We start from the raw sequence: 17,222 nt of genomic DNA on the forward strand, positions 1-17,222 counted from the left end.
GCTCAGATCAGGCTGAAGATCCCGTAGGCCGCCAGCACCAGGATCAGCGCCAGCGTCCAGGCGACGACCATCATGACTATCTTGGTGGTGACCGGAAAGCGCTGGTACAGCCGTTGTCGCCGCTGCCAGGCCCACCATCGGCCCCGCAGCCACCGCGCTCCGGGCAGCGCGGCGAGGCGGTCGCCGACGCGGGCCCCCAGGGTGCGTCGAGGCGGGGGCGGGTCGCGCATCCAGTCGGGCAACATGCTCGGCTGGTCGGGAGTCCGCAGGCTCACCGGGCGCTCGGGATCTCGCTTGCGGACGGTGCCGTCGCTCGTGGCCATCTCGTCTCCTCGCGATCCGCCGGTGGCACCTCGCCGCCATCGGCGCACCATCCTGGCAGGGCCGCGACCGGCGCGTACAGCCGATTTCCGGCCGGTCGTCCGGTGTCGGTCGCGCTCGGGCGGTCTGGCAGGCTTGCACGTCGTGAGCACTGACGGTCTGATCGTGGTGGACAAGCCCGGCGGCATGACGTCGCACGACGTGGTGGCGAGGATCCGCCGATTCGCGCGTACCCGGCGGGTCGGGCACGGCGGCACGCTCGACCCGATGGCCACCGGGGTCCTGGTGATCGGCGTGAACCGGGCCACCCGGCTGCTGACCTACGTGATCGGGGCGGACAAGAGCTACACCGCCACCGTCCGCCTCGGCCAGTCCACGGTCACCGACGACGCGGAGGGTGACGTGATCGCCACCACGCCCGCCGGCACCGTCACCGACGAGGCGATCCACGCCGCGCTGGCGGACCTGACCGGCGAGATCGACCAGGTGCCGAGCGCGGTGAGCGCCATCAAGATCGACGGACAGCGGGCGTACAAGCGGGTGCGGTCGGGGGAGAGCGTCGACCTGCCGGCCCGGCGGGTCACCGTGTCCCGCCTCGACGTGCTGGCGATCCGCCGCGAGCAGCCGGACGTCGTCGACGTGGACGTCGACGTGTCCTGCTCCACCGGGACGTACATCCGGGCCATCGCCCGCGACGCGGGCCGGGCGCTCGGGGTCGGTGGGCACCTGACCGCGCTGCGGCGGACCGCGGTGGGTGGCTTCACCCTGGCCGAGGCCGCCACGCTCGACGAGCTGGAGCAGCGTGCGCCCGAGGTGGTCGGGGTGCCGCTCGCGGCCGCCGCCGACCGGTTCTTCCCCCGTCGGGACGCCGACGCGGACGAGGCGAAGGTGCTCTCCCACGGTGGGCCGTTGGAGCCGGTCGGGCTGGCCGGGCCGTACGCGGTCTTCGATCCGGCCGGCGGGTTGATCGCTATCGTCAGCGAGCGGGGTGGCCGGGCCCGCGCGGAGATCGTGCTCGCCCCGGCCTGACGGCGGGTGCCGGCCCGGACGGTGCGGGCGGGCGGACTAGCGGAGGAACAGCATGCAACGGTGGCGGGGCTTCGACGCGGTGCCCGGCGGGTGGGGGCGGTCCGTCGTCACCATCGGCGTCTTCGACGGCGTGCACAAGGGGCACCAGGCGACCATCGGCCACACCGTCGCCCGGGCCCGCGAGCTGGGCGTGCAGTCGGTGGTGGTCACCTTCGACCCGCACCCGGCCGAGGTGGTCCGGCCCGGCTCCCACCCGGCGGTGCTCACCGAACCGGCCCGCAAGGCCGAGCTGATCGAGTCGCTCGGCGTGGACGTGCTCTGCGTGGTGCCGTTCACCGCCGAGTTCTCCCGGCTGCCCGCCGAGGCGTTCGTGCACGACGTCCTGGTCGCGCACCTGCACGCCGCGCTGGTGGTGGTGGGGGACAACTTCCGGTTCGGGCACCGGGCGGCCGGGGACGTCGCCCTGCTCGACCGGCTCGGCCGTACGTTCGGCTTCGCCGTGGAGGACGCCCCGCTGATCTCCGAGGCGGGCACCGTCTTCTCGTCCACGTACATCCGCTCCTGCGTCGACGCGGGGGACGTGGCCGCCGCGGCGGTCGCGCTGGGACGCCCGCACCGGCTGGAGGGGGTCGTCGTCCGGGGTGACCAGCGCGGCCGGGAACTGGGCTTCCCCACCGCGAACCTGCTCTGCCACCGGTACGCGGCGGTCCCGGCGGACGGCATCTACGCGGCCCGGATGATCCGTCGGGGGCAGCGGCACCCGCTGGCCGCCGCGGTCTCGATCGGCACCAATCCCACCTTCTCCGGCCGCGAGCGGCGGGTCGAGGCGTACGCGCTGGACTTCGACGGTGACCTCTACGGCGAGCGGCTCGCCCTGGACTTCGTGTCCCGCCTGCGCGGGCAGGTCCGGTACGACGCGATCGAACCGTTGGTCGCCCAGATCACCGAGGACGTCGCGCAGACGCGCCGGGCGCTGGGCTGAGGGCTCGTCAGGGCGATCCCGACCAGGTGCTGGTAGGCTGGCATGGACGTCGGCTGACCGACGTGGGGCCTCGCTGCCTGCTCGACGCCGCGGGCGCGTAGGCCGTTCGTCGCCGGTGCCCTAGCCCGGCCCGACGAACCGTATCGACAACCCACCAGAACAGGGAGAACATGGCGCTCGACCAGCAGGCCAAGGCCAAGATCCGCGAAGAGTACGCGACCGCCGAGGGTGACACCGGGTCGCCCGAGGTGCAGGTCGCGGTCCTCACCAAGCGGATCGCCGAGCTCACCGAGCACCTGAAGGTGCACAAGCACGACCACCACAGCCGCCGTGGGCTGCTGCTGCTGGTCGGCCGTCGCCGTCGGCTGCTCAACTACGTGCAGAAGAAGGACATCAACCGCTACCGGTCGCTCATCGAGCGACTCGGTCTGCGTCGGTGACGTGACGGGGGGAGCAGCCCGATGGGCTGCTCCCCCCGTCCGCGTCCCACCCGAGACACGGGCCGCGCGCACCTGAGACAAGGGGAGCCGTCGGCGTACCGGTCTCCGGTAGTGGCCTCCGGAGGCCCCGGCATCTCGCCGGTGGTACCGGGCGCTTCGATCGAAGACCGGCCGTCCGTACAGCTCCCGCGTCGTGGCCCCCGATGCGAAGGAGTACTGCCGCACCATGACCGAGACCAAACTCGGCACCGAAGTCCGCACCGCCGTGATCGACAACGGCTCGTTCGGCACCCGTGAGATCACCTTCTCCACCGGTCGGCTGGCCCGTCAGGCCGCCGGCTCCGTCATCGCCCAGCTCGGCGAGACGGTCGTCCTCTCCGCCACCACCGCCGGCAAGCAGCCGAAGGAGCACTTCGACTTCTTCCCGCTGACCGTCGACGTCGAGGAGCGGATGTACGCCGCGGGCCGGATCCCCGGCTCGTTCTTCCGCCGTGAGGGTCGCCCCAGCGAGGACGCCATCCTCACCTGCCGCCTGATCGACCGGCCGCTGCGCCCCTCGTTCGTCAAGGGCCTGCGCAACGAGGTGCAGGTCGTCGAGACCATCCTCGCGCTCGACCCGCAGCACCCGTACGACGTGGTGGCGATCAACGCCGCCTCGATGTCGACGAAGCTCTCCGGCCTGCCGTTCTCCGGCCCGATCGGGGCCACCCGGATGGCCCACGTCGACGGCCAGTGGGTCGCCTTCCCGACCCACGAGGAGCTGAGCCGCGCCACCTTCGACATGGTGGTGGCCGGTCGCGCCCTGGCCGACGGCGACGTCGCGATCATGATGGTCGAGGCCGAGGCCACCGAGCACACCGTCAAGCTGGTCGCCGACGGTGCCCCGGCGCCCACCGAGGAGGTCGTGGCCAGCGGTCTGGAGGCCGCCAAGCCGGCCATCCGTGAGCTGTGCCGCGCGCAGAGCGAGCTGGCCGAGGTGGCCGCCAAGCCCGTCGCCGACTTCCCGGTCTTCCTGGACTACCAGGACGACGCGTACGACGCGGTCGCCGAGTTCGCTCGCGCCGACGTCGCCGAGGCCCTGCAGATCGCCGGCAAGGCGGACCGCGAGGAGGCCCTCGACGCGATCAAGGCCCGCCTGCAGGAGGAGCTCGGCCCGCGCTTCGAGGGTCGGGAGAAGGAGCTGTCGGCTGCCTTCCGCTCGCTGACCAAGTCCGAGGTGCGCGGCCGGGTGCTGCGGGAGCAGGTCCGGATCGACGGCCGTGGCCCGCGCGAGATCCGTCCGTTGAGCGCCGAGGTCGGCGTGCTGCCCCGGGTGCACGGCTCGGCGCTGTTCGAGCGTGGCGAGACCCAGATCCTCGGCGTCACCACGCTGAACATGCTGCGCATGGAGCAGTCGTTGGACACCCTCTCCCCGGAGAAGTCCAAGCGCTACATGCACAACTACAACTTCCCGCCGTACTCGACCGGTGAGACCGGCCGGGTGGGCTCGCCGAAGCGCCGCGAGATCGGGCACGGCGCGCTGGCGGAGCGGGCGCTGATCCCGGTGCTGCCGTCGCGGGAGGAGTTCCCGTACGCGATCCGGCAGGTCTCCGAGGCGCTCAGCTCCAACGGTTCCACCTCGATGGGTTCGGTCTGCGCCTCGTCGCTGGGTCTGCTCTCCGCCGGTGTGCCGCTGCGGGCGCCGGTGGCCGGCATCGCCATGGGCCTCATCTCCGACGAGGTCGACGGCAAGACCCAGTACGTGACGCTGACCGACATCCTCGGTGCCGAGGACGCCTTCGGTGACATGGACTTCAAGGTCGCCGGCACCCGGGACTTCGTCACCGCCCTGCAGCTCGACACCAAGCTCGACGGCATCCCGTCGGACGTGCTGGCCGCCGCGCTCCAGCAGGCGTACGAGGCCCGGCAGACCATCCTCGACGTGATGCAGCGGGCGATCGAGGCTCCGGCCGAGATGTCCGACTACGCGCCGCGGGTCACCACGGTGAAGATCCCGGTCGACAAGATCGGCATGGTGATCGGCCCGAAGGGCCAGACCATCAACGCCATCCAGGACGAGACCGGCGCCGAGATCTCCATCGAGGACGACGGCACCATCTACGTCGGCGCCACCAACGGCCCGTCGGCGCAGGCCGCGGTCGAGCGGATCAACGCGATCGCCAACCCGACCCTGCCCAAGACGGGCGACCGCTTCCTGGGCACGGTGGTCAAGACCGCGCCGTTCGGCGCGTTCGTCTCGCTGCTGCCGGGCCGCGACGGCCTGCTGCACATCTCCAAGGTGGGCGACGGCAAGCGGGTCGACAAGGTCGAGGACTTCCTCAACGTCGGCGACCGCGTCGAGGTCGAGATCGCCGACGTCGACCAGCGCGGCAAGATCTACCTGGACAAGGTCCGGCCGGAGGGCGCCGAGGCGCCGGCCGCCGAGGCCGGTGGCGAGCGGCCGGCCAGCCGTGACCGGGGCGACCGTGGCCCGCGTGACCGGGGCGACCGCGAGCGCGGTGGCGACCGGGGCGGCCGTGGCCCGGAGGGTGGCGAGGGCGGCGGCGACGGGGACTCCCGTCCGCGGCGCCGCACCCGGCACAGCTGATCGCCGACAGTAGCTAGTACCGCACCGCTGACCGGCCGGGCGACACCGTCGCCCGGCCGGTTCGTGATCCACCACCCCTCGTCGTACTGGGAAGCAGGTTGCCGTGAGTCGGACCCGCCGTTCGTCCTTGCCCACGGCGCGACCGGGAGGGATGCCCTCGGGCGGCCGGCAGGCCGCCACGACCACCCGGTCCGCCGGAGCGGCCACCCGCGCGGTGACCAGGACGTTGAGTGACGACCCGCTGGGCGGTACGGTGCGCCGCACGGTCCTCCCCAGCGGGCTGCGGGTACTCACCGAGGCGATCCCGGCGATGCGCAGCGTCTCGTTCGGCATCTGGGTGGCGGTCGGCTCCCGGGACGAGACCGGCACGCAGGCCGGCGCCGCCCACTTCCTGGAGCACCTGCTCTTCAAGGGCACCCACAAGCGGGACGCCCTGGAGATCTCTTCGTCGATCGAGGCGGTCGGCGGCGAGACCAACGCCTTCACCACGAAGGAGTACACCTGCTACTACGCCCGGGTGCTGGACGCGGACCTGCCCCTGGCCATCGACGTGATGTGCGACCTGGTCGCCGACTCGGTGCTCGACCCGGCCGACGTGGAGACCGAGCGGAGCGTCATCCTCGAAGAGATCGCCATGCACGACGACGAACCCGGCGACGAGGTGCACGACCTGCTCACCCGGGCCGTCTACGGTGACCACCCGCTGGGCCGGCTGATCTCCGGCACCGCCGAGACGGTCACCCCGATGACCCGCCGGCAGATCCAGAGCTTCTACCGCCGCCGCTACGTCGCGCCGCAGATCGTCATCGCCGCCGCCGGGAACCTCGACCACGCGACCGTGGTCCGGCTGGTCCGGTCGGCGCTCAAGGGCAGTCCGCTCGACACCGACCCGGCGACGCCCGCGTCGCACCGGCCGATCACCCCGGCGGTACGCACCCAGACCGCCACCGTGGTCGTCCACGCGAAGGAGACCGAGCAGGCGCACGTCGTGCTCGGCTGCCCCGGCATCGACCGGCTCGACGAGCGACGCTTCGCCCTCGGCGTGCTCAACAACGTGCTCGGCGGCGGCATGTCCAGCCGCCTGTTCCAGGAGATCCGCGAGCGGCGTGGCCTGGCGTACTCGGTCTACTCCTACGCCAGCCAGTACGCCGACACCGGCCTGTTCGGCGTGTACGCCGGGTGCGCCCCGGGGCGGGTGCAGGAGGTGCTGGAGCTGACCCGGGCCGAGTTGGCGCGTACCGCCGCGCAGGGCGTCACCGAGGCCGAACTGGCCCGGGGCAAGGGGATGAGCAAGGGCTCCTTCGTGCTCGGCCTGGAGGACACCGGCTCACGGATGAGCCGGCTGGCCAAGGGCGAGCTGCTCTACGGTGACCTGGTCCCCGTCGACGAACTGCTGCACCGGGTCGACGCGGTCACGCTCGGCGACGTCAACGCACTCGCCGCCGACCTGCTCAGCCGACCCATGTCGCTGGCCGTGGTCGGCCCGTTCGGAGACTCGGACTTCGTCGCCTGACCCGGCCGCCCGGGTGCGGCCGTCGTACCGCCGGGGTGCCGGCGTCCCGATTGGGATAGGTTGTGCCGCGTGACTGACGAGCAGGAGAAGGGCGCGACCGGGCCGATCCGGGTCGGTGTGCTGGGTGCCCGGGGCCGGATGGGCCTCGAGGTGTGCAGGGCCGTCGACGGCGCCGCCGACATGGAACTGGTGGCCTCGGTCGACCAGGGCGACCCGTTGACCGCCGTGGCGGACGCCGGTGCGCAGGTGGTCGTCGACTTCACCACCCCGGACGTGGTGATGGACAACCTGCGCTGGTGCGTCGACCAGGGCGTGCACGCGGTCGTCGGCACCACCGGCTTCACCGGGCAGCGGCTGGACCAGGTGCGGGACTGGCTCGGCGGCAGGCCGGAGCTGGGTGTGGTGATCGCCCCGAACTTCGGCATCGGCGCGGTGCTGATGATGCAGTTCGCCACCCGCGCGGCCCGGCACTTCGAGTCCGTCGAGATCATCGAGCAGCACCACCCGCGCAAGCTCGACGCGCCCAGCGGCACCGCCACGCACACCGCCCGCCTGGTCGCGGCGGCCCGCGCCGAGGCCGGGCTGGGCCCGGTGCCGGACGCCACCGCCGACGAGGTCCCCGGTGCCCGGGGCGCCGACGTCGAGGGGGTGCGCGTGCACGCGGTCCGGGCCACCGGCCTGCTCGCCCACCAGGAGGTGCTCTTCGGCACCACCGGCGAGACGCTGACCATCCGGCACGACTCGTACGACCGGGTCTCGTTCATGCCCGGCGTGCTGCTGGCCGTCCGCGCGGTGCCCGGCCGACCCGGTCTGACCCTCGGCCTGGACCCGCTGCTCGACTGAGCCCGACCCGGGCGGCCGCCACGCCCGACGCGGACCTCTCCCGGACCGGGGCTGCCGTGACGGACGGGGGTTGCCGTGACGGACCGAGGCGGTGTCCTACCCCTGCTTCGGGCACTGTCGAGCTGAACCGTCTGCGCTATCGCGGCCCGGTCGGCCGCCCGTCACCGTCGGTCGGCTACGTGTGATCCGTCGCTGCCGGACGAGCCGTCGCTGGCTGCTCGCTGCCGAGTCGGCCGTCGGTGATCCGTCTCTGCTCTCAGCTCGACAGGCACCGGGGTGGCAGTACATCTCCGTCGTGGTGCTGCCGCAGCACCGGCCGTCCGACGGCCGCTCAGTCCGCCTCGGCGGGCACCGCCACGTGCAGGCGCAGCTGCGGCACCAGCATGTCGTCCACGTCCAGCGCCCGCCCCGCCCCGTCGGGCTCCCAGCCGGCCGCGCCGAGGAACTTCCGGGACGCCTCGTCGCCCTCGAAGACCCAGGAGACGGCCCGGGTGAAGCCGGACTCCCGCCACAGGTCCACACTGGCGGCGAGCAGCCGGCTGCCGTGTCCGCGCCGGCCCCAGCGCGGCTCCACCAGCAGGTCGGTCACCGCCACCACGTCGGCGCCGAGCGCGTCGGCGGGCTCGTTCGGGGCCAGCGCCTCCGCGTCGACCGGCCCGGAGGCGGCGAAGCCCACCAGATACGATTGCTCGGCCTGTTCGACGGCGACCAGCACCCGATGGGTCTCACCGGGCGGCTGGCGCACTGCGGCGTCCCACCGCCGCGCGAGCCACGCCTCGTCGAGGTTCTCCAGCACGTGCCGGGGCAGCAGCCGCCGGTAGGCGACCCGCCAGGTCGCGAGCTGGATGCGGGCGATCTCGGCGACGTCCTCCGGACGCGCCGGGCGGACAAACCCCAGAGCCATGGGACGACAGCCTACGCAGGGTGAGGGAGGCGACGGTGGCGCAGGGTGCCAGGCGGACGGTCGGACAGGTCGTCGCAGTGGTCGTACTCGCCGTCGCGGTGACCGCGTTCCTCTCCGTGGCGGCGGTCCGGCACGGCTTCTTCGACCTGCACGTCTATCGCGGCGCGCTGGTCTGGTGGGTGCACGACGGCGGCGAGATCTACGACTACCTCAAGCCGGGCACCCAGTACGGCTTCACCTACCCGCCGTTCGCCGCGCTGGTGATGCTGCCGATGGCCTACCTCTCCTGGCACGGGGCGATCGTGGTGAGCGTGGCCGCCGGGGTGGCCACCGCCGCGGTGCTGATCTGGTGGCTGCTGGACCCGGTGTCCCGCCGCGCGGGCTGGACCCGGTGGTTCGCGTTCGCGGTGGCGCTCTGCCTGGCCGCCGCGTTCGAGCCGATGCGCGAGACCATCAACTTCGGCCAGGTCAACACGCTGCTGCTGTTCCTGGTCGCGGTGGACCTGCTGCGGTTGCTGCCACGCGACAGCAGGTGGGCCGGCGTCGGCATCGGCCTGGCCACCGCGATCAAGCTCACGCCCGGCATCTTCCTGATCTATCTGCTGGCCACCGGTCGCTGGCGGGCGGCGCTCACCGCCACCGGCACCGCCGCCGGGGCGACCGTGCTGGCCGCCGCGCTGTTCCCGGACGCGGCCCGCGAGTTCTGGACCTCGGCGTTGTGGAACACCGGCCGCGTCGGTGAGCTGGCCTTCGTCTCCAACCAGTCGCTGCGCGGCGTGGTGGCCCGGCTCGACCCGCAGAGCCCCAGCACGCTGGCCTGGCTGGCGCTGGTGGCCGCGACCGTCGCGCTGTGGATCCGACGGTCGCGGGCCGCCGTGGCGGCCGGCGACGAGGCCGCCGGTCTGGCGCTGACCGGCGCGGTGATGTGCCTGGTCAGCCCGGTCACCTGGGTGCACCACCTGGTCTGGCTGCTGCCGGGGCTGTTGCTCCTGGTGGACCACGGCATGGCCGCGCCACCGCGTAGCCGTCGCCGGCACCTGCTGCTGGCCGCCGCCACCGTCGGGTACGGCTTCCTGACCAGCCGGATCGTCTGGGCGTGGGAGCAGGACTTCAGCGGGATCGACGGCTTCCTCTTCGGCAACACGTACGTCTGGATCAGCCTGGCGCTGCTGGCCTTCCTGCCGCTGGGCCGCCGGGGCGAACCGCTGGACCGGGGCGAACCGCCGGTACCGGCCGGACGGTCAGCCGTCGAGGCGGCCGGTGTACCGCAACTCGACCAGCCCGATCGGCGGACGCCCGCCGGAGAGCGGCACCGGATAGGTCGACTCCTCACCATCCGGTGACAACCCGGCCCGCTGGTAGAACCGGCGGGCCCGGTGGTTGTCCGCCAACACCCACACCCGGTACTCCGACCAGCCGTGTTCCCGCAGGCCGTCGTGGGCGGCCGTGAAGAGCGCCGGAGCGGTGCCGTCGCCCCAGTGGGCGGGCGCCACGTAGAGCGCCACCACCTCGCCGTACGCCGGGTCGAGGTCGCCCCGGTCCTGGTTGTTGCGGTACGGCCCGAACGTGGTGAACCCGGCCAACGCCCCGTCGACCTCGGCGAGCAGCGTGGTGAACGGGTGCTCCGGGTCGGCCGTGCCGAGGGCCCGGCGACGCTGCGCCCAGGCCACCGGGTTGAGTCGGCCCAGCACCTCGTCCGGCATGATCCCGGCGTACCCGGCCTGCCAGCCGCTCACGTGCACCCGGGCGATCGCCTCGGCGTCCTCGGGTTCCTCCCGACGGATGGTGGGCATGGCTCCAGTTCTAGGCGGCCCGGGGCGTCAGGTCCAGTCTCCGCACCGGTGTCGTACGGGTGACGTAGCCTGCGCTGCGATGGTCGCACCGGAATCACTCTCGCTCGCCCAGGCCCGCCGCGTGGCGCTGGCCGCACAGGGCTTCGCCGACCCACCGCCCACCGGGGCGCCCACCCGCCGTCACCTGCGGCGGGTGCTCGACCGGGTCGGGCTGATCCAGATGGACTCGGTGAACGTCCTGCAACGCGCGCACTACCTGCCGCTCTACAGCCGGCTCGGGCCGTACCCGACCACGTTGCTCGACACCGCCGCCTACCGTCGGCCCCGTGACCTCTTCGAGTACTGGGGGCACGAGGCGTCGCTGGTGCCGGTCGGTCTGCATCCGGCGCTGCGCTGGCGGATGGCGCGGGCGCACACCGACGCCTGGGGCGGGATGCGCCGCATCGCCCAGGAGCAGCCCGCCCTGGTGGCCTGGGTACGCGACGAGGTGGCCGCGCGGGGACCGCTGACCGTGGCCGAGATCGAGCACGACGCACCCCGGGAGACCGGTAACTGGGGGTGGAACTGGTCGGCGGTCAAGCAGGCGCTGGAATACCTGTTCTGGGCCGGCGAGGTGTGCGCGGCGGCCCGCACCACCTCCTTCGCCCGCCGCTACGACCTGCCCGAACGGGTGCTTCCCGCCGAGGTGCTGAACGCACCCACGCCGACCGACGCCGAGGCGTACCGCACGCTCGTCGGCATCGCCGCCCGGGCGCTCGGCGTGGCCGCGGAGGTGGAGCTGCGCGACTACTTCCGGCTGCCGGTGGCCGGTGCCCGGCAGGCCGTCGCCGAGCTGGTCGAGGCCGGGGAGTTGCGCCCGGTGACGGTGCCGGGCTGGCGGCAGCCGGCCTGGCTGCACGCGCAGGCCCGGCTGCCCCGGTGGGTACGCGGCAACACGCTGGTCAGCCCCTTCGACCCGCTGATCTGGGAACGCGCCCGCACCGAGCGGCTGTTCGGCTTCACCTACCGCATCGAGATCTACGTGCCCGCGCCCCAGCGGGTGTACGGCTACTACGTGCTGCCGTTCCGGCAGGGGGAGCGGTTCACCGCCCGCGTCGACCTCAAGGCCGATCGCAGGGCCGGGGTGCTGCTGGTGCCGGCCGCCTGGGTCGAGCCGGGCGCCGACCCGGGGGAGACCGCCGTGGCCCTCGCCGCCGAGCTGTACCGACTCGCCGGCTGGCTCGGCCTGGACGCGGTCGCTCCGCCGTCCGCCGGTGATCTGGCCGGCCCGCTGGCCGCCGCGCTGCTGAGCGTGGCGGGTGTACGGTGAGCAGCGTGACGAGCGTTGACCGACCGGGCGCCCCCGATCCCCACGCGCCCGCCATCCCCGCTCACCCGGAGGGCTACCCCGGTGGCTATCCGGCGGGCTACTACCCGCCGATCGCCGAGCCCGACCGCCTGACCCGCTTCGTCACGCGCCTGCACGAGCGCACCCCGCGCTGGGTGGTGCCGCTGGCCGCCGTCGGCTGCGTCGCCGCCGGCATCGGGTACGCACTGGTCAGCGATCCCACCCGCTCCGCGCCGGACGCGATCCCCAGCTGCCTGCTCAAACTCACCACCGGGCTGGACTGCCCGGGCTGCGGTGGCACCCGCGCCCTCTGGTACGTCCTGCACGCCGATCTGCCGGCCGCCGCCCGGCACCACTTCCTCTTCGTCTTCGCGTTGCCCTTCCTGGCGTACTTCTTCGTCGCCTGGGCCGGCAAGCAGGCGTTCGGCTGGCGACTGCCCGAGTTGCGCGTCGGCCCGAAGCTGGTCGGCGGCTTCCTCGCCGCCTGGCTGGCCTTCACGGTGGTCCGGAACCTCCCCTGGCCCCCCTTCACCGCCCTCTACGTCTAACCCCCACCCACCCCGGGTGATCAAGAAGTTCTCATCGTTCACGCCGTCGTCCGTGACCAAAACTTCTTGATCAACGTGGCTGGTGGGGGTGGGGGGGTGCGGTGGGGTCGGGTGGATGGGGCCACTACAGTCGCAGGAATGCCGGAGATGGTGCAGCCCCAGGTCAAGCTGATCGCGTGGACCCACTTCGACCCGCCGGAGGACGTGCCGTGGTCGACCGACGCGGACGGGGGACAGGCGCTCGCGGAGTTCGCCGGCCGGGCCTGCTACCAGAGCTGGAAGAAGCCGAATCCGGCGACCGCCACCAACGCCGGATACCTCGCGCACATCCTGGAGGTCGGGCACCTCTCGGTGCTGGAGCACGGGTCGGTGAGTTTCTACTTCAGCGGGGTCTCCCGGTCGTTCACGCACGAACTGATCCGGCACCGGCACTTCTCGTACTCCCAGTTGTCGCAGCGGTACGTGCCGGAGCGGGACGCGGCGATGGTGGAGCCGAGGGTGATCGCCGAGGACCCGGAGCTGCACAAGCGGTTCGTCGAGGCGGCCGAGGCGAGCGTGCGGGCGTACACCGAGTTGTTGGAGGGGTTGGAGCGGCACTTCGCCGACGAGCCCAACCCGACGTTGCGGCGCAAGCAGGCCCGGCAGGCGGCGCGGGCGGTGCTGCCGAACGCCACCGAGACGCGGATCGTGGTGACCGGCAACTACCGTGCCTGGCGGCACTTCATCGGGATGCGGGCCACCGAGCACGCCGACGTGGAGATCCGCGAGCTGGCGGTGGAGTGCCTGCGGCAGTTGCAGAGGGTGGCGCCGAACGTCTTCGCCGACTTCGCCGTCTCGACTCTCGCCGATGGCACCGAGGTGGCGGCGAGCCCGCACATCGCGGCATCCTGAGCGGGAGAGCACTCCGCTCACCGAGGGGTCCTGAGGCCTTCCCCGGCGGCCGACCGCCGGCCGTCCGCTAGGTTGTCACCATGACGCACGACCACCTTGACACACCGGTCCGGGCGGCCTCCCGCCCCTTCGGACGAGTGCTCACCGCGATGGTGACCCCGTTCACCGCCGACGGTGCGCTCGACCTCGACGGCGCCGCGCGGCTCGCGGACCACCTCGTGACCGAGCAGGGCAACGACGCGCTGGTGGTCAACGGCACCACCGGCGAGTCGCCGACCACCACGGACGCGGAGAAGGAACGCCTGATCCGGACCGTGGTGGAGACCGTCGGTGAGCGGGCCCGGGTGGTGGCAGGGGTCGGCACCAACGACACCCGGCACACCATCGAGCTGGCCGCCGCCGCGGAGAAGGCCGGTGCGCACGGGTTGCTGGTGGTGACCCCTTACTACAACAAGCCGCCGCAGGCCGGGTTGCTGCGTCACTTCATCGAGGTGGCCGACTCCACCGGCCTGCCGGTGATGGTCTACGACATCCCGCACCGCGCCGGGGTGCCGATCGAGACCGAGACGCTGGTCCGGCTCGCCGAGCACGGCCGCATCGTCGCGGTCAAGGACGCCAAGAACGACCTGACCGCGACGAGCTGGGTGACCAGCCGCACGGACCTGGCGTTCTACAGCGGCGACGACGCCTCCACGCTGCCCGCGCTCGCGGTCGGGTGCGTGGGCGTGGTCGGCACCTCGACGCACTTCACCGGGGCCGACACCAAGCGGATGATCGAGGCGTACGACGCGGGGGACACCGCGTCCGCGCTCGCTCTGCACCGCCGGCTGCTGCCGTTGTTCACCGGGATCTTCCGGACCCAGGGCACGATCCTGGTGAAGGCGGGTCTGAACGCGTCGAAGCTGCCGGCCGGGCCGGTCCGGTCGCCGCTCGTGGAAGCCACCGAAGACGAGTTCGCCCAGCTGCGCGCCGACTGCGCGGCGGCGGGGCTACCGCTACCCGAATGATCAAACGACACGACGGACGCCGGGTGACGGCGTCGCAGAATGAGGTGAACGCGTGACCGAGGCGCACAACGAGGAGGCCCAACTTCCCCCGCCGCTGCCGGAGGGCGGACTGCGGATAACCCCGCTCGGCGGGCTCGGCGCCATCGGCCGGAACATGACCGTCTTCGAGTACGACGGCAAACTGCTGGTCGTCGACTGCGGCGTGCTCTTCCCCGATGTGGAGCAGCCCGGTGTCGACCTGATCCTGCCGGATTTCGGTCCCATCCTCGACCGGCTCGACGACGTCCAGGCGATCGTGCTGACCCACGGGCACGAGGACCACATCGGCGCGGTGCCGTACCTGCTCGCCCACAAGCCGGACATCCCGCTGGTGGGTTCCCAGTTCACCCTGGCGCTGGTCGAGGCGAAGCTGGCGGAGCGGCGGATCCAGCCGTACACGTTGACGGTGCGGGAGGGCGGCCGGGAGCGACTCGGTCCGTTCGAGTGCGAGTTCTTCGCCGTCAACCACTCGATCCCGGACGCGTTGGCGGTGGCCATCCGTACGCCGGCCGGCCTGGTGCTGCACACCGGCGACTTCAAGATGGACCAGCTCCCGCTGGACGGCCGGATCACCGACCTGGCCGGGTTCGCCCGGCTCGGCGCCGAGGGCGTGGACCTGCTGCTCTCGGACTCCACCAACGCGGAGATCCCCGGCTTCGTCACCCCGGAGCGGGAGATCGGCCCGGTCCTCGACTCGATCTTCGCTAAGGCGCGCGGCCGGATCATCGTCGCCTCGTTCGCCTCGCATGTGCACCGGGTGCAGCAGGTGTTCGACTCGGCGCTGGAGCACGGCCGCAAGGTCGCGCTGATCGGCCGGTCCATGGTGCGCAACATGGGCATCGCCCGCGACCTGGGGCTGCTCAACATCCCGGCGGGCCTGGTGGTCGGCCTGGACGAGGCCACGTCGATGCCGCCCGAGCAGATCGTGCTGATGTCCACCGGGTCGCAGGGCGAGCCGATGAGCGCCCTGGGCCGGATGGCCAGCGGCGACCACCGGCACATCACCATCGCCCCGGGCGACACGGTGGTGCTCGCCTCGTCGTTGGTGCCGGGCAACGAGACCTCGGTCTACCGGGTGATCAACCGGTTGGCCCGGGCCGGTGCCGTGGTGGTGCACAAGGACGTGGCCAAGGTGCACGTCTCCGGCCACGCGCCCGCCGGTGAACTGCTCTACCTGCTCAACGTGGTGCGGCCCAGCAACCTGATGCCGGTGCACGGCGAGTGGCGGCACCTGCGGGCGCACGCCCGGCTCGGCATCGAGTCCGGGGTGGCGGCCGACCGGGTGGTGCTCTGCGAGGACGGCGACGTGGTCGACCTCGTGGAGGGCCGGGCCAGCCTGGTGGGCCGGGTCAAGAGCCGGTACGTCTACGTCGACGGACTGGCCGTCGGTGACGTCAGCGAATCGCTGCTCACCGAGCGTCGCATCCTCGGTGACGGTGGGTTCATCGCCGCGACGGTGGTGGTGGACTCGGTGACCGGCAAGGTGGTCGCCGGGCCGACCGTCTCCGCCAAGGGTTTCTCCGAGGACCAGCAGGCGTTCAACGCGGTGATCCCGTTGGTGACCGAGGCCCTGAACAGGGCCGCTGCGGACGGCATCACCGACCCGCACCAGCTCCAGCAGATCGTCCGTCGCACGGTGGGTCGGTGGGTCAACGACGCCTACCGACGCCGGCCGATGATCGTGCCCACTGTCGTCGAAGTCTGAACCGTTCGGTCCATCCGCCCGTACTCCGATCCGGCAGGCGTGCCCCGCGCCGGCCGGGAGGAGCATGGCGGATGGACCGCAGACGATTGACAGCCATCGGTGTCGTGGTGGCGGCGCTGGGCGCGGCGGCGGCGGTGGCCCTGCCGTCCTTCGCCGGTGACGGCGGCGCGCCGAGCACCGCGCCGACCGGTCAGGCCGTGGCGGGCGCCGACGCGGAGGTGGTCGAGGCCATGCGTCGCGACCTGGGGCTGGACCAGGCGCAGGTCGCGGCGCGGCTGAAGACCGAACGCTGGGCCAGCGGGGTCGTCGAGCAGCTCCGGTCGGACCTCGGCGGGGACTACGCCGGTAGCTGGCTGAGCGCCGACGGCGCCCAGCTCAACGTCGCGGTCGCCGACGAGGCCCAGGCACAGCGGGTACGCGCCACCGGCGCGGTGCCGAAGGTGGTGGAGCGTGGCGTCGGTCAGCTCGACGCGATCAAGACCCGGATGGACCGGACCGCCGGGCGGGCCGAGAACGTCTCCGGTTGGTACGTCGACGTCGCCACCAACACGGTGGTGGTGCTCGCCGCACCGGGTGCCGAAGCGGCCGGCTGGCGTTTCGTGGCCCGTGCGGGCGTATCCCGGCAGGCGGTCCGGATGGCCACCGAGGAGCAGCCGCGACTCTTCGCCGACGTCCGTGGCGGCGAGCCCTTCTTCGTCGGCGCCGGCCGCTGCTCGGTCGGGTTCGCGGTGGTCGGCGGCTACGTGACCGCCGGGCACTGCGGCCGGGTCGGTGCCCGGACCTCGGGGCCGGACGGCGAGTTGCAGGGTGTGTTCCGGGCCTCCTCCTTCCCCGGCGACGACTGGGCCTTCGTGCAGGTCAACCAGAACACCCGGGTGCTGCCCGAGGTGACCGACTTCCGGGGCGGCATCGCCCGGGTCGCCGGCTCGCAGGAGGTGCCCGCAGGGTCGTCGATCTGCCGGTCCGGCTCCACCACCGGCGTACGCTGCGGCACCGTGCAGGCCCGCAACGCCACCGTCCGCTACCCGGAGGGACTGGTCAGCGGGCTGGTCCGGACGAACGTCTGCGCCGAGCCCGGTGACTCCGGCGGTTCGTGGATCTCGGGCAGCCAGGCGCAGGGCGTCACCTCCGGCGGCTCGGGCGACTGCGTACGCGGTGGCACGACGTTCTACCAGCCGGTCAACGAGATCCTGCAACGCAACAACCTGACGTTGCTCACCACGCAGAACTTCGCCACGTTGGGCAGCCGACGCTGATTCCCCGCCGGCCCGGTCGGACGCGTCCCGTCCGGCC

At 72.5% G+C, this 17,222-nt stretch carries 16 protein-coding genes; 13 read left to right on the plus strand and 3 right to left on the minus strand.

All coding sequences use genetic code 11. The annotated features are described in order from the left end of the window. Positions 1 to 2: 2 nt before the first annotated feature. Entirely contained in the window at positions 3 to 245 is a 243-nt protein-coding gene (locus tag ABZ738_RS14030) for a hypothetical protein (protein ID WP_236145931.1), read from the minus strand. A 220-nt stretch (positions 246 to 465) separates the two neighbouring features. On the opposite strand from ABZ738_RS14030, the gene truB reads away from it, so the two are divergent. From truB to dapB, 6 genes are all read left to right on the plus strand, one after another. Continuing rightward, positions 466 to 1,350, plus strand: coding sequence for a tRNA pseudouridine(55) synthase TruB (gene truB / locus ABZ738_RS14035; RefSeq protein WP_131055604.1), 885 nt, complete (start codon positions 466 to 468; stop codon positions 1,348 to 1,350). Between the two features lie 52 nt (positions 1,351 to 1,402). After that, entirely contained in the window at positions 1,403 to 2,332 is a 930-nt protein-coding gene (locus tag ABZ738_RS14040) for a bifunctional riboflavin kinase/FAD synthetase (RefSeq protein ID WP_131055606.1), read from the plus strand. Between the two features lie 170 nt (positions 2,333 to 2,502). Beyond that, positions 2,503 to 2,772, plus strand: coding sequence for a 30S ribosomal protein S15 (gene rpsO / locus ABZ738_RS14045; protein WP_117226670.1), 270 nt, complete (start codon positions 2,503 to 2,505; stop codon positions 2,770 to 2,772). A 226-nt stretch (positions 2,773 to 2,998) separates the two neighbouring features. Then, a complete protein-coding gene (locus tag ABZ738_RS14050; protein ID WP_357213190.1) occupies positions 2,999 to 5,359 on the plus strand; it encodes a polyribonucleotide nucleotidyltransferase in 2,361 nt (786 codons plus the stop codon). 151 nt (positions 5,360 to 5,510) lie between these two features. After that, positions 5,511 to 6,872 carry a pitrilysin family protein gene (locus ABZ738_RS14055; RefSeq protein ID WP_357213193.1) on the plus strand — a complete coding sequence of 454 codons (1,362 nt, stop codon included), beginning with the start codon at positions 5,511 to 5,513 and terminating at the stop codon, positions 6,870 to 6,872. 69 nt (positions 6,873 to 6,941) lie between these two features. Then, complete coding sequence (gene dapB, locus ABZ738_RS14060; RefSeq protein WP_357213196.1) at positions 6,942 to 7,715, plus strand: 4-hydroxy-tetrahydrodipicolinate reductase; 774 nt, start codon at positions 6,942 to 6,944, stop codon at positions 7,713 to 7,715. Positions 7,716 to 8,046: 331 nt separating this feature from the next. Here the strand turns inward: dapB and ABZ738_RS14065 are convergent, their stop codons facing one another. Then, positions 8,047 to 8,619, minus strand: a complete 573-nt coding sequence (locus ABZ738_RS14065; RefSeq protein ID WP_131057756.1) for a GNAT family N-acetyltransferase — start codon at positions 8,617 to 8,619, stop codon at positions 8,047 to 8,049. A 35-nt stretch (positions 8,620 to 8,654) separates the two neighbouring features. Between ABZ738_RS14065 and ABZ738_RS14070 the strand changes: the two genes are divergently transcribed. Further along, entirely contained in the window at positions 8,655 to 9,962 is a 1,308-nt protein-coding gene (locus ABZ738_RS14070; RefSeq protein WP_357213334.1) for a glycosyltransferase family 87 protein, read from the plus strand. Here ABZ738_RS14070 and ABZ738_RS14075 read toward each other — a convergent pair. Continuing rightward, a complete protein-coding gene (locus ABZ738_RS14075; protein WP_357213200.1) occupies positions 9,861 to 10,412 on the minus strand; it encodes a GNAT family N-acetyltransferase in 552 nt (183 codons plus the stop codon). The two genes, ABZ738_RS14070 and ABZ738_RS14075, sit on opposite strands and share 102 nt — an antisense overlap. A gap of 79 nt (positions 10,413 to 10,491) precedes the next feature. Between ABZ738_RS14075 and ABZ738_RS14080 the strand changes: the two genes are divergently transcribed. From ABZ738_RS14080 to ABZ738_RS14105, 6 genes are all read left to right on the plus strand, one after another. Then, positions 10,492 to 11,721, plus strand: a complete 1,230-nt coding sequence (locus tag ABZ738_RS14080) for a crosslink repair DNA glycosylase YcaQ family protein (RefSeq protein ID WP_357213203.1) — start codon at positions 10,492 to 10,494, stop codon at positions 11,719 to 11,721. Between the two features lie 53 nt (positions 11,722 to 11,774). Beyond that, positions 11,775 to 12,287 (plus strand): DUF2752 domain-containing protein, encoded by a 513-nt coding sequence (locus ABZ738_RS14085; protein WP_357213337.1) that lies wholly within the window; start codon positions 11,775 to 11,777, stop codon positions 12,285 to 12,287. 147 nt (positions 12,288 to 12,434) lie between these two features. Continuing rightward, complete coding sequence (thyX, locus tag ABZ738_RS14090; protein ID WP_131055348.1) at positions 12,435 to 13,178, plus strand: FAD-dependent thymidylate synthase; 744 nt, start codon at positions 12,435 to 12,437, stop codon at positions 13,176 to 13,178. 80 nt (positions 13,179 to 13,258) lie between these two features. Beyond that, the gene (gene dapA / locus ABZ738_RS14095) at positions 13,259 to 14,185 is read left to right on the plus strand and encodes a 4-hydroxy-tetrahydrodipicolinate synthase (protein WP_131055344.1); all 927 of its coding nucleotides are present in this window, start codon (positions 13,259 to 13,261) and stop codon (positions 14,183 to 14,185) included. A 52-nt stretch (positions 14,186 to 14,237) separates the two neighbouring features. Then, the gene (locus ABZ738_RS14100; protein ID WP_131055346.1) at positions 14,238 to 15,929 is read left to right on the plus strand and encodes a ribonuclease J; all 1,692 of its coding nucleotides are present in this window, start codon (positions 14,238 to 14,240) and stop codon (positions 15,927 to 15,929) included. Between the two features lie 71 nt (positions 15,930 to 16,000). Then, a complete protein-coding gene (locus tag ABZ738_RS14105) occupies positions 16,001 to 17,185 on the plus strand; it encodes a S1 family peptidase (RefSeq protein ID WP_357213207.1) in 1,185 nt (394 codons plus the stop codon). Positions 17,186 to 17,222 lie beyond the last annotated feature (37 nt).

It is taken from the genome of Micromonospora sp. NPDC047793 (assembly GCF_040642635.1).
GTDB lineage: Bacteria > Actinomycetota > Actinomycetes > Mycobacteriales > Micromonosporaceae > Micromonospora.